This is a genomic window from Streptomyces sp. NPDC088157 (genome assembly GCF_044741545.1).
GTDB lineage: Bacteria > Actinomycetota > Actinomycetes > Streptomycetales > Streptomycetaceae > Streptomyces.
In genome coordinates, this window is sequence record NZ_JBIUSU010000001.1 from 797,377 (window position 1) to 811,192 (window position 13,816).

Below are 13,816 nucleotides of genomic sequence, written 5' to 3' on the forward strand. Positions count from 1 at the left end.
CAGCCCGCTCAGCCCGCTCAGCCCGCTCAGCCCGCTCGTCACTACGACGCACGGCGTGTCCCCTTCGCGGGGTCGGTCAGCTTGTAGCCGACGCCGAACACGGTGATCAGCCGGACCGGCCGTCGCGGGGCCCGCTCGATCTTCTTGCGCAGATGCATGACGTGTACGTCGACGGTGCGGCCGCTGATGTACTTGTCGAAGCCGTGCAGTTCAGCCAGGAGCCGCTGCCTGGTGAACACCCGGTCGGGTTCCGCCGCCATCGCCGCGAGGATGCGGAACTCACCGGGCGTGCACACGACCGGTGTACCGCCGACCGACACCTCGTGCCGCGCGGGATCGACCCTGAGCGCGCCGACCGTCAGCACCTCGTCGGCCTGGACGGGTGCGGGCGCGGGGCCAGGCGTGGGCGTGGGCGTGGGTGTGGGGGCGAGGTCGGTGGCGGTTGCGGTGGCGGCTCTGGCGCGCCGGTTGCGGCGCAGCAGCGTGCGTACCCGGGCCACCAGCTCCCGGGGGCTGAACGGCTTGGTCATGTAGTCGTCGGCGCCGAGATCCAGCCCGAGCAGGAGATCGTCCTCGGTGCTGCGGGCCGTCAGCATCAGTACCGGTATCTCCCGGTCCTCGGCGCGCAGGATCCGCACCACGTCGAGGCCGTCGGCCCGGGGCATCATCACATCCAGGACGAGCAGGTCGGGTTCCCGGTGCCGGACCTCCTCGAGAGCCGCACGGCCGTCCTCGACGACCGTGACCGCGTGTCCCTCGTGCTCGAGGTAGCGACGCACCAGTTCTGCCTGCTTCGCGTCGTCTTCGGCGACCATGATGTTTGCGCACACGCCGAGGATCGTAGCGAGCGCGGAATCTGGGACGGCGTCAAGTGGCCTGGTGCGGACCGGAGTTCGGTGTCGGCGTCCGGTCCGGCGGCTGTGGCTCATGTCATGGCCGCAGCCGCCGGAGCGGGGGTCAGCCGAGTTGGGTGACCTTCGGGACGTCGCCCATGGCCGCCGCGTCGGCCGGGGGCAGGGCGTTGGGATAGAGACGGACGTCACTGATGGCCGCGTTGGAGAACTCGCCATAGGCGCCGGAGGAGAGTTTGCGGCCGATCTGGACGGGCCCGGTGGCGTTCCAGGGAGTGTAGGTCCAGTCCCTGGTGCCGGTGAGCTTGCCGTCGACGTACAGGCGGAGTTCCTTGGCCGTGGCGTCGTAGACGCCCACCAGGTGGGTCCACCGGCCGGCGATGGCCTTGTTGCCGTAGGCGGCCCGCCAGACGGCGCCGGTCGTCGCGTCGGTGCTGTGCCTGCCGAAGGCCCAGACCCCGGCGCCGGAGGAGTAGTACAGCTGGAAGCCGTTGTTCACGGCGCCGTTCTGGGACAGGAAGGTGCTGTTGGCGGTGAGGGAGTTGAGCTTCACCCAGGCGGAGACGGTGAAGCTCTTGGACGTGTCGACGGCGGACGCGGTGGTGGCGCCGTACCCCGTAGTGCCGTTCAGGGTGACGGAGTTGCCCCGAACGGAGTCCGTGGTCCACGTGTAGCCGCCGGACAGGCCGGCGGTGAGTGAGCCCGTACTGTCGGCGGTGGTGGCGCCGACGCCTTCGGCGAGCTTCCACCAGTGCGTGGCGGTGTCCGAGACCGAGCCCAGGGAGACCGGGGCGGCGAAGCCGTACGTGGGCGGGGAGGTCAGCACCAGACTCTTGCGGTAGTTGTACTCGACGAGTTGGCCGAAGGCGTCCACCGTGTAGAGGTCGGGCAGGCCGTCGGGGCCGCCGGGGTTGGTCGCGCCCGGCTGGACCGGGCTGTTGAGGTCGCCGGGTGAGGCGATGCGCGGGTAGGCGGCCGGGGGCAGGGTGAGCCCCAGGGCGGTGTGCGTGGCGGGGTGCAGGAGGGCGGGGACGAGGGTCGTGGCGTCGACCGTGATCGGGTAGCTGTACAGGGCGCCCGTCGCGTTGTCACGGGACCACAGGACCGGGTTGCCGTTGAAGGTGCCCGCGGCGATCAGGGTCTGGCCGGTCCAGTCGCCGTCGCCCAGCAGGAGCGGGTTCTTCAGGTGCTGGCCGCCGTCGGACTGGTAGATCCACAGCTCTTTGTTCTCGACGGTGACGACCGCCGGGTAGCCGTTGGTGTTGCCGAAGACGTTGCCGGGCGTGATGAGCTGGCTGATGTTCCAGGTCTGGTCGTTGTAGTCGGTGCCGCGGCAGCGCGTCGCGTCCGCCACGAGGTCGGCCGGCGCGCAGGCGTCCTTGGAGATGACGTCGAACCGTCTGCCGATGAAGCCGCCGTACGTGGAGTACGGGGAGCGCGGGAAGGACGCGTCGTCGACCGGGTCCTGATCGTTCTTGATCACGTAGAGCCTGCCGCTCTTGTACGCGAAGAGGTCGTCGACGCCGATGCCGTGCAGGTTGCCCCGGTGGGCGATGAGGTAGCCGTCCCAGCCGGCGCCGTCGGGCGAGTCGGCCTTCGTGGCGACGGTGACCGGGCCGGTGACCGCCGGCGGGGCGCCGGTGACCGGGCCGCTCTGCACCGGGTCGGTGTCCTGGGCGGGGTCGAGGTTGCCCGGGATCAGGTCGAGGTCGCCGGTCTTGGTGGTGGCGAGCAGGTCGGGCACGCCGTCGCCGGAGATGTCACCGGGCTTGACGGGGGCGGCGGGGTCCCAGGGGACGGTGAAGGTGTAGCCGGAGGGGGCGGTGGAGATGTTGCCGGCCTTGTCGACGCCGGCCACGTACAGGGTGTGCACGCCCCAGTCGCTGATCGGGACCGGGATGGTCGCGGTGGACCTGCCCTGGCTGTCGGTGCCGGTGAGCGCGGCGCTCTGACCGTCGGCGGCGGTGGGCGGTGAGTCGAGCTGCCACAGGAAGGAGTCCATGCCGCTGGACTTGCAGGGGCCGGGGTCGCAACTGGTGTCGGCGGCCGGGCTGTCGGCGCCGGCCACGGTGAAGTCGGTGGTCCTGCCCGGGCCGGCGTAGACCGGCGGGGTGGCGGCGGGCCCGGATCCCACCGACGGGAAGAAGGCGTTGCCGGTCACCTCCGGCGTCGGCGGCGCGGTGAAGTCGGTGGAGAACCAGCAGTGGTCGGAGATCGCGGAGGTCAGGTCGGAGGACGAGTCGTCCTCGGCGTAGACGTCCCAGCCGTACTGGTGGCCGTCCTTCAGGGTCGCGCCGATCTTCACCGCCGCGTCGGTGCCGGAGTCGAGGAAGGCGCTGGCCGGGGTCGAGACGTTGGCTCCGCTGCCGTCGCCGTCCGGATCGACCGTGCGGTCCCAGACGTGGTAGTGCGCCTTGACGTTCTCGCCGGACATCTGGGTGGTGACGGTGGAGTGCAGGGTGATGTTGCTGCCGGCGTCCGAGTAGGTGGTGGCGCCGATCCAGCCCACGCCGCTGGTGGTGCAGGCGGCCGAGGCGCCGGTGGCGGCCGGAGTGATGTGCAGGCCGGTCGGCACGGCGGGCGGGATGTCGAACCGGGTGGTGAGGGTCAGGGTCGTCGACATCCGCAGGTAGTCGTCGTTGCCGGAGGTCTGCGACTCGTTGCCGTACAGGCCGATGGTCCAGGTGTTGGAGCCGTCGCCGAAGGTGCCGTCGGCGTCGTAGCCGTCGCCGTCCGCGTCGGCGATCTTCTGGGCCTGGTCGGTGACGTGGAAGGTGGCGGTGCTGTTGCTGCACGAACTCCCGGAGTTGGCGCCGCTGGGCACCGTGTCGGTGGCCGGCGGGAAGGCGCTGTCATGGGTCCCGGGCCTCGACAGCCAGTCGGTGCTGGAGGAGATCGCGTTCACGGTGTGCAGCGTCAACGGCTGGTCGTGGCTGCAGTCGTAGCTGGCCGCGTAGGTGGTGGAGATCTTCACGAAGGCGTCGTAGACGACGAACGCCGAGTGCAGCCCGCCGGTGTTGATGGCCCAGTACGACCGCTCCAGGCCGACCCCGCAGGAGCCGCCCCACTGCTGGTAGCCCACGCCCTGGCCGTTGGTCTGCGCCTTGTCGTACTGCGGGGAGTTGTCGCAGGCCGAGCTGGAGTAGACCTCGGTGTAGTGGCCGGCGGTGGAGGAGACCGGGTTGGTGTAGGGGTCGATGTACACCGGGTACGTGGTGTCCGGGTCGGTGAGCATGCCGGCGTCCGGAGTCAGTGTCAGGGCCTTGCCGGTCGCGCTCATGGCGACCGGTTCGGTGTCGGCTCCCGGGCCGGGGCCGTCCACGGAGGAGGCCGGTCCGGCGGCCGGGCCGGGCTCGGGTGCCGCGGGTGCGGTGCCGGAGTCCCACATCAGCGGCTGGGGGCTGGTGTAGGCCAGATCACCGTCGGTCGCGGTGGCGCTCATGCTGTCGGAATCGGTGGTGGCCAGAGTGAGGCCGCGGGTGGCCGTGGCCAGGGTGAGCTTCTTCAGCTCCGGGTCGGCGGCGGCCTCGGCGTCGTGGACGATCAGGACGTCGCTGAAGCCGCCCTGGTCGGTGACGGACACCGACAGGTCGACGCCGGGCAGCACTGAGGAGTACAGCGCGGTGTCGCCGTCGACGCTCGGCGCGGGCAGGGCGAACGGCAGGGTCAGGGCCATGCTCGGCCCGTCCGCGTGGGTGAGGGTGACCAGGGGACCGTTGCCGCCGCCGGAGAGCGTGACCCCGTTCGGGGTGGCCGTGGGTGTGTAACCGCCGTGGCCGTCGGAGACCAGGTCGGCGTCCACCGGGGTCCAGTCGCCGTCCTTGATGACCCGGGCCGGCAGCACACTGGTGGTGTTGCTGAAGGTGCCGTCCGGCAGCGCTTCGGTGGTGGAGACCTCCGTGGTCAGCGCGTCCACCGGGACGGACCTGCCGGTGGACAGGGCCTGCGCCTGCGCGGCCAGCAGCGGATCGGCCGGGGTGGGCGAGAAGTCGTCGGCGACGGCCGGCAGGACCGGCAGGGCCGTCAACAGGCCCAGGGTGACGGCGAACAGGCCGAGACGGTGCCCCGCGGCGACGCGTCTTTGGCCGGTTCGTATCGGTGGTCTGGGGGAACGGGGTTCTCTCAACACGCGGCGGACTTCCTCTGATTGCGGGCATCGGGGTGGGGGAAGCCCGGTAGTCACGGGACAATGATCAACTCGGTACAGAAACTACACACGCTCTGCCAAGTTGAAGCACGGTCTTTTCACGGAAATGGCAAAGGGTATTGAGTCGCGATCATGACCGTATTTAGCCTCCCGTCGATCACTCACATGCGTGGTCTGACGAAATGACGGCCCCTCAGGGTCGTATTCCTGGGGGTACGTGTGAGTGGCGGACGGCGCTGGTTCGCGGGCGTGTGGCACCGAAGATTTCTTGGCGGAATCGGCCTCTGGGCCATTCCGGTCGCTCTGTTCGCACTGCTCCTGCCGGTGGCCGTCGCCACCGGCATCGGCGCCCCCGGCTTCCTCGCGGGCCACTCCGACGATCCGGACTTCGGGCACCACGGCGGCTTCAGGTTCACCGGCACGGTCTGGGACCCGAAGAACCCCGAGGACCTCGACACCACCCGGGCCGTAGGAGCGCACGCCCTGCGGCAGAAGACCTCCACACACCCCAAGGGGTACCAGCCGCTGGGCACCTACCGGGCGGACACCCCTCAGTGGCCGAAGGCCGGCACGGCCACCGTCGACCTCACGACGGCCGGCGCGACCAAGCCCGTGAAGGCGGGCGGGCTTCCGGTCTGGGTGGCCTCCGCCGACGGCAGCGGCGCGGTCGGCCAGGTCCGCGTCCAAGCCGCCTCCCACGCCAAGACGCTGCGGAGCGGCGCCAACGGCATGCTGCTCGGCATCACCCCGTCCGGGGCGACCGCCGCGGGCGGCCGGGTGAAAGTGGTCGTCGACTACGCCGCGATAGCGAAGGCGTACGGCGGCGGCTACGGTTCACGGCTCCAGCTGGTCCAGCTGCCGGGCTGTGCGCTGACCACCCCGGAACGGGCCGAGTGCCAGAAGCGCACCCCGCTGAAGTTCACCAACCGCCCCTCCGCCGACCAGCTGACGGCGACCGTCACCGTGGGCTCCGCGCCCGCCTCCGCCCCCGCGCCGGAGCCGAAGGACGGCACGGGAGACGCGGGAGACGCGGGCGGGCCCACGACCATGTCGGTCCGCACCGAGCCCCTGGCGGCGACCACCACCGCGGGCACCACCGCGCTGGCCGTCACCTCCGGAAGCTCCGGCTCCCAGGGCGACTACGGCGCCACCACCCTCTCCGCCGCCGGCACCTGGCAGGCCTCCGCCACCGGCTCCTTCACCTACGCCTACCCGGTCTCCGTGCCCGCCGCGATCGGCGGCAACGCCCCTTCGGTCGGACTGAGTTACGACTCCCAGTCGGTGGACGGCGAGACCACCGCCCGCAACTCCCAGGCGTCCTGGGCCGGGGACGGCTGGAGCTACCAGGTCGGCTTCGTGGAGCGGGGCTACCGCGGCTGCGGCTCGCTCCTCGACTCCGACGGCAAGAAGATCCTCAAGGGCTCGGGCGACGAGTGCTGGGGCGGGGACAACGCCACCCTGTCCTTCGGTTCGCACTCCGGAGTGCTGGTGCCCGACGGGGTCGACTCCGGTGTGGCAGGCGAGATCAGGCAGTGGCGCCTCCAGGGCGACGACGGCACCCTCGTCCAGGAGCTGTCCGGCGCCGCGAACGGCCTCCACGACGGTGTCTACTACCGGGTCCTGACCAGCGACGGCACCGCGGCCTACTTCGGCGCCGACCACTCCCCGAACGGCGCCGGCACCGACGCCACCATGCCCGCCGACCCCGGTGACGACTCCACCCACTCCGCCTGGGGCGTGCCGGTGCTGCACCCGCGCTCCTCCGACCCCTGCTACGACAGCTCCAAGGGCAAGGCCTCCCAGTGCGACAAGCCGGAGGGCTGGCGCTGGAACCTCGACTTCGTGGTGTCGCCGACCGGTTTCGTGCAGCGCTACGACTACACCACCGAGTCCGACCACTACGACCTCGGCGGCGGCCAGGCCGGTCAGAGCGACGACCCCGACGACACCGGCACCCTGACCGCGTACACCCGAGGCGGCGCGCTGACGCTGATCTCGTACGGCTACCAGCTCGCCGACGAGCAGGCCGGGCGCACTCCGGCCGCCGAGGTGGACTTCGGACTGGCCCAGCGCTGCCAGACCACCTCCACGTTCACCGACTGCTCGGCCTCGAACCTCAAGGACTCCACCGCCACCCACTGGCCGGACGTGCCGTGGGACCTGCACTGCGACTCCACGGACAAGACCAAGCTGCCGGACGGCTCCACCAGCGTCCCCGACGACGTGTGCGTCACCTCGGGCCCCAGCTTCTGGACCACCACCCGGCTGGACTCCATCACCACCAAGGTCCACGTGAAGGCCACCGACCAGCTCACCGCGGTCGACTCCTACCAGCTGGGCCAGGTCTACTCCGACGCGGGCGGCACCGTCGACCCGGTCACCGGCACCACCGTCGACCCCGAGGACGCGGGCTCGCTGCAGGCCGTGATGTGGCTGCAGTCCGTCAGACACACGGGCGAGGACACCTACGGCAACGGCAACAGCGACATCGCTCTCAACCAGGTGTCGTTCACCGGTACCGAGATCGACAACCGGGTGGACGACGATTCACCGTCCGCCCCGCCGCTGTACCGGCCGCGCATATCGAGTATCCAGACCGAGACCGGCGAGTCGATCGCCGTCGAGTACAACGCGGCGCCCTGCGCGGGCAGAACGCTCACCATCGCCCAGGCGGACAGCAACACCAACTCCTGCTACCCCGTCTACTGGACCGTGCCAGGCGCCTCCAAGCCGATCGCGGACTGGTTCAACAAGGTCACCGTCAACAGCGTGGCCGTGTCCGACTTGACCATCGCAGGCCAGTACCAGCCGGACACCCAGCACGCCCCGGCGGGCTCGGAGACCCAGATCTCCCGCTACAGCTACGCGGGCCCGGCCTGGCACCGCGACGACTCGGCCCAGACCGACGACCAGTACCGCACCTGGGACCAGTTCCGCGGCTTCCGCACCGTCACCGTGCAGACCGGGCAGGCCCCCGAGCCCGTCACCCAGCAGACCACCACCTACCTGCAGGGCATGGACGGCGACTACAAGGCGGACGGCACCCGCCGTTCCGTCACCGTCGACGCCAAGGTCGGCGGCAGCACCGTGCTGAGCGTCACCGACGCCGACCAACTGGCCGGCACCACCCTCCAGGACGACACCTACACCGGGGCCGGCGGCACGGTCGACGCCGTCAGCGTCAACGGCCCGTTCACCTTCACCACCACCGCCTCCGCGGGCCAGAGCCCCTGGACCGCCTGGACGCAGGAGGACAACCCCGGCGACACCGAGCCCGCCCTGTCCACCCTGCCCGACCTCGCCGCGCACCGGATCAAGTCCAGCAGCTCCCGCGAGTACGAGCTGCTCGCAGGCGGGAGTTGGCGCCACACCACCACCGACACCGCGTACGACAGCCAGGGCCGCGTCTCCACCGTCAACGGGCACGGAGACGGCACCGACCCGAACCAGGAGAAGTGCGCCACCACGACCTACGCGACCCCGCCCGCGTCCAACACGATGATGCTGTCCTACGCGGACCGGGTCACCAGCGTCCTCGGCGCCTGCGGCACCGCGCTCGGCGCGAGCAGCCTGCTGACGGACCAGAAGATCTACTACGCCGGTGACGGCACCCTGTCCGGCCTCGGCGCCTTCGGCCCGGTCACCGCCGCAGGGCAGGTCACCGGCACCCAGACCGCCATCGGCTTCACCGGCACCACGGAGAACTGGCAGACGACGTCCGCCGTGTCCTACGACGGCGCCGGCCGCGTCACCGACGCCTACGACGCCACCGGGCAGAAGACCCACACCGACTTCACCCCGGCGTGGAGCGGTTCCGGCAACAACACCAACGCCACCGCCAAGTCCTCCGTCAACAGCCGGAACTGGCAGGTCGGTTCCACCCTCGACGCGCTGCGCGGACTGCCGCTCGAGAGCGTCGACGCCAACGGCCGCAAGACGGACATGACGTACGACGCGCTCGGCCGGCGCACCGCGGTCTGGCTGCCCGGCCGGGACAAGTCGGCCGGGCAGAGCGCCGACGAGACCTTCGCCTACGCGATCGACCCCGGCGCGGTGCCCGCCCCCGGCGGCACCGTCACCCAGCCGGGCGCGCCGACCACCGTCACCTCGAAGACGCTGCGCGAGGACGGCACGTACGCCACCTCGATCACCCTCTACGACGGCATGCTCCAGCCGAGACAGACCCAGTCCACCGCGATGGGCGACTCCGACGCGGGCCGCGTCATCTCGGACACGTTCTACGACTCGCACGGCTGGCAGACCACCTCCTACGCCGCCTACTCCGAGCCGAACAACCTCCCGTCGACCACGCTGTACGCGGCGAACGAGAACCAGATCCCCTCGGAGACCACCACCACGTACGACGGCCAGGGCCGGCCGCTGAGGGAAACCCTCTGGCACCAGGCCGTCGAACAGTGGCACAGCTCCACCAGTTACCCGGGCGCTGAGGAGGTCGACGCCACGGCACCGGCCGGCGGCCGTTCCACCGCCACCTTCAGCAACGCCGTCGGCCAGACCACCAGCACGGTGGTGAGGAACAGCGGCTCCACGGTCACCCTGACGGGCGGCTCGGTGATTCCCTCGGGCACCTCGCTGACCTCGGACAGCGTCCGCCTGACCATGCAGGCCGACGGCAACCTGGTGCTCTCCGCGCTGGCCACCGGCAAGACCGTCTGGTCCTCCGGCACCAGCGGCAACCCGGGCGCCTGGGCGAAGTTCGGCACCGACGGCAATCTGGTGGTCTACAGCACCGCCGTCGCCCAGCTGTGGACCACCGGCCTGACGTCCGTCACCGGCGCCACCTTCCAGGTGCGCAACGACTCCACAGCGGCCGTCGTCTCCTCCGCCGGTTCCGTGCTGTGGAAGCAGGGCACCGCGAACGCCGTCCCGGCCGCCGACGCCACCACCCGCTACACCTACACCGCCGCCGGCCAGATCGACTCGATCAAGGACAGCGCGGGCAACGCCTGGTCCTACACGTACAACCCGCTCGGCCAGAAGAAGTCCCAGACCGACCCGAACACCGGCACCACCACGTACGACAAGTACGACCTGGCCGGCAACCTCCTGCAGACCACCGACTCACGCGGCCAGGCGCTCTCCTTCACCTACGACTGGGACAACCGCCCCACGGCCGAGTACTCCGGCGCCTGGTCCGCCACCCCCGACTCGACCAAGCTGCTCGCGTCCCGCGTCTACGACACCCTGGAGAAGGGCTACCAGACCTCCGCGACCCGCTATGTCGGGGGCGCGGCGGGCAAGGCGTACACGCAGGCGGTCACCGGCTACAACACCGCCTACGAGCCGCTCGGCTCCACACTGACGATCCCGGCCGCCGAGGGCTTCGCCGCCGCCGGGCAGTCCAGCGCGCCCGCCTCCGGCACCGTCACCTACACCTCCACCTCCCGCTACACCCCGAACGTCGGCCTGCTGTCCACCCAGCACTACCAGGCCGACGGCAACCTGCCGGCCGAGGACATCGACTACGGCTACACCCAGCAGGGCAACCTCGACGGCATCGGCGGCTTCATCAGCTCCGCCAACACGCCCGCCTACGTCGACGCCACCGTCCACGACGCGTTCGGACGCGTGCTGCAGACCAACTACGGGCCCACCGGCAAGGAACTGGCGACCTTCGCCCAGTACGACGCCACCACCGGGCGCGTCACCCAGGCCAGCAGCATGCTGCAGACCTCCACGACCGCCCTGGACGTCGTCAGCCTGCGGTACAACCAGGCCGGCGAGCTCACCGCGATCGACGACCTGCAGAACAACACCACGCACGACACCCAGTGCTTCACCTACGACTCCTTCCAGCGGCTGACCGCGGCCTGGACGGACACCGCCGGCATCACCGACCCGGGCGCCGCCACGGTCGGCGCGGTCGGCGGCTGCACGACGGCCAGGGTGCAGACCACCACCACGTCCCCGGTCAGGACCACGACCGTCGGGGGGCCCGCCCCCTACTGGCAGACCTACAGCTACGACCAGCTCGGCGACCGCACCGGCATGGTCAACCACGACACCACCGGCAGCGCCCTCAACGACACCACGCAGGCCATCGCCTACGCCGGCACGGACGGTACGGCGGCCGCCACGCTCCCCGACCAGGCGGGCACGGCCACCCTCAGCAACCCCGGCACCGGCACCGCGAGCATCGCGTCCACGTACACCGACCCCTCCTACAGCAACGTGAACGCCGGCGACACCATGAGCCGGAAGGTCACCACGACCGGTCCGCTGTCCACCGGCTTCACGATCTCCGGCGGCGGCAAGAGGTGCGTCGAGGACGCGGGCGGCTCCACGACCGCGGGCGCCAAGGTGCAGATCAACACGTGCAGCGGGGCCACGAGCCAGAAGTGGACGATCGGCACCGACGGCACGGTGAAGGTCCTCGGCCTGTGTCTGGACACCACCGGCAACGCGACCACCTCGGGCACCCTCGTGGTGATCGACACCTGCAAGACCGACACCACCCAGAAGTGGAAGGTCACCACCACCGGCACCCTGGTCAACAACGCCAACAGCGCGGTCTGCCTGACCGACCCCGGCGCCTCCGCCACCAACGCCACCCAGCTGACCATCGCCACCTGCGGCGGCAGCGGCCAGACCTGGACCGGCGCCGCCACCGGCGCGATACCGGCCGGGCAGAGCCAGACCTTCACCTACGACGCCGAGGGCCGCACCGCCACCGTCGCCACGACCTCCGGCACCCACACCAACACGAGCAAGTACCTGTACGACGCCGAGGGCGATCTGCTCGAGCAGACCGCGGCCGTCGACGGCACGGACAAGACCCGCGTCCTCTACCTCTTCGGCGGCGCCGAGCAGATCACCCTCAACGTCTCCGCGAAGACCTGGAGCGGCCTGCGCGAGATCACCGGCCCGGACGGCACCACCGTCACCCGTTCCAGCAGCGGGTCGGTGACCTACCAGATCGCCAACGGCCAGGCCACCGCCGTCACGGCCATCGACGCCGCCGGCCTGACCGTCACCCGTCGCTCCTACGACCCCTGGGGCAACCCGCGAGGCACCAGGCCGAGCTCCTGGGTGGCGCCGGACGAGAACGCCGGCTTCCTCGGCCGACCCGCCGACGCCGTGACCGGCCTCAACCTCCTGGGCGCCCGTGACTACGACCCCGTCACCGGCCGCTTCCTCACCCCCGACCCCGTCTTCGAACCCGGCGACCCCGACCAGATGGGCGGCTACACCTACGCGGGCGACAACCCGGCGAGCTCGGCGGACCCGAGCGGGCTGATGCTGGCCATGATGGACGGCGGCGGTGGCTGCTCCTCCTCGTGCGTGGCCGCTTCCAGCAAGCCCGACACCAGCACCTCCAGCGGCAAGAAGAAGGAACATCACGGCGGCTGCCACGGGTTCTTCGGCTGCGCCGGGCACTACTTCAAGAAGGCCCTGCCCGTCGTCGCGACCGTCGTCACCGTCGTCGTCGTGGTGGTCGCCGTCGCGGTGGTCGTCTCCGCCTGCGCCGGAACCGTGATCGCCGCCCCCGCCTGTGTCCTCGGCGCGGCCGAGGGCGCCGGAATGGTCGGTGGCATGTTCGGCGGCGACTGCGCGGCGATGGGCTGCGCCGGTGGCGGCGGATTCACCGCGGAGGAAGGGGAGTCACCTCCCGCGGGAGGCGGCTCCGACGCCGCGCCCAAGGCCGCGGCGGAACCGGCCCCACACGACGGCTCCGGCAGCTCGGGCGGCTCCGGCGACGCGGCCGCCGACGCGAGCGCGGGCAAGGAGTCCGCGAAGGACGCGGCCGGTGAGAACGCGGCCAAGCCCAAGAAGTCCGACGTCCAGCACGACGCGGCGGCCTCGCGGAAGGCGGGGGCGTCCTCGGACGATCCCGGTGCCGGAAACTCGGGCACGGAGGAGGGCGGCCAGTGCAGCTTCTCGCCGGACACACCCGTCCTCATGGCCGACGGCGGGGCCAAGGCGATCGGCAAGATCAAAACCGGTGACAAGGTCGAGTCCGCCGACGCCAGGACCGGCAAGCACGTCGGTCCCCGCGAGGTCGTCGCGACGCTGGTCAACCACGACAAGGACCTCGTCGACGTCACGGTGCGCCTCGGCCAAGGCCACACGGCGACCCTGCACACGACCTCGAAGCACCCCTTCTGGGACGCGACCCTCCACACCTGGGTGCCCGCGGGCAAGCTCACCCCGGACCACGCGCTCACCACGGAGGACGGCCACCACGTCCTCGTCGCCGCGGTGCGGGCGACGTCGGGCGCGGCCCAGCGCTACAACCTGACGGTCCGCGAGCTGCACACGTACTACGTGGTGGCGGCCGGAGTGACGATCCTCGTTCACAATGTCTGCGGTTCCAAGATCGAGGACGGAGACCATCTCGTGCTGGGCGTGAACGGTCCGCACAAGATCGGGGACAACCTCGCCAAGTCTCTCAACGAGCAGGACGGCGGGAACCGATTCACCCTCAACGGCAAGAAGCCGTGGGGAGATGTGAGTGACGTCAACCAGAGGCCGAACTGGATGAACGCGGTCCCCGAGGCCGCGAACAATCCGAGGGTGCGCATCACGTTCGCCCTGGACGGGCTGCTCGACGAGGAGGGCAATGAGTTCGGGTCCGCGCAGGAGGCGTTCGACGCGACCGTGCCCCGCGGCCGGGGTCTCGCAGGCGGTGCGTGGCAGAAGGCACAGAAGGGTGGGAATCAGACGGCCTGGGAACTCGGAGTGGTGGCCCGATCGGTCATCCTGGGCCGCCGCGAATGGGGGACGATCGAGTGGTACTGGGGCGGGCAGCCTGCTGAGCTGCGGGACCCGGGCTGGGGAGAGGGAGAGGACTGAGAGG

3 protein-coding genes are annotated in these 13,816 nt (G+C 70.8%); 1 reads left to right on the forward strand and 2 read right to left on the reverse strand.

Translation table 11 applies throughout. The features are described 5' to 3' along the window. Nucleotides 1-41: 41 nt before the first annotated feature. Nucleotides 42-815 carry a response regulator transcription factor gene (locus tag ACIPFH_RS03360; protein ID WP_401823725.1) on the reverse strand — a complete coding sequence of 258 codons (774 nt, stop codon included), beginning with the start codon at nucleotides 813-815 and terminating at the stop codon, nucleotides 42-44. A gap of 142 nt (nucleotides 816-957) precedes the next feature. Continuing rightward, a complete protein-coding gene (locus ACIPFH_RS03365) occupies nucleotides 958-4,878 on the reverse strand; it encodes a LamG domain-containing protein (RefSeq protein WP_401822597.1) in 3,921 nt (1,306 codons plus the stop codon). Nucleotides 4,879-5,217: 339 nt separating this feature from the next. Between ACIPFH_RS03365 and ACIPFH_RS03370 the strand changes: the two genes are divergently transcribed. Beyond that, complete coding sequence (locus tag ACIPFH_RS03370; protein ID WP_401822600.1) at nucleotides 5,218-13,812, forward strand: polymorphic toxin-type HINT domain-containing protein; 8,595 nt, start codon at nucleotides 5,218-5,220, stop codon at nucleotides 13,810-13,812. Nucleotides 13,813-13,816 lie beyond the last annotated feature (4 nt).

Bases quoted from the DNA above. Each gene is read 5' to 3' on its own strand.
- ACIPFH_RS03360 (WP_401823725.1), bottom strand. From the start codon at position 815: ATGGTCGCCGAAGACGACGCGAAGCAGGCAGAACTGGTGCGTCGCTAC.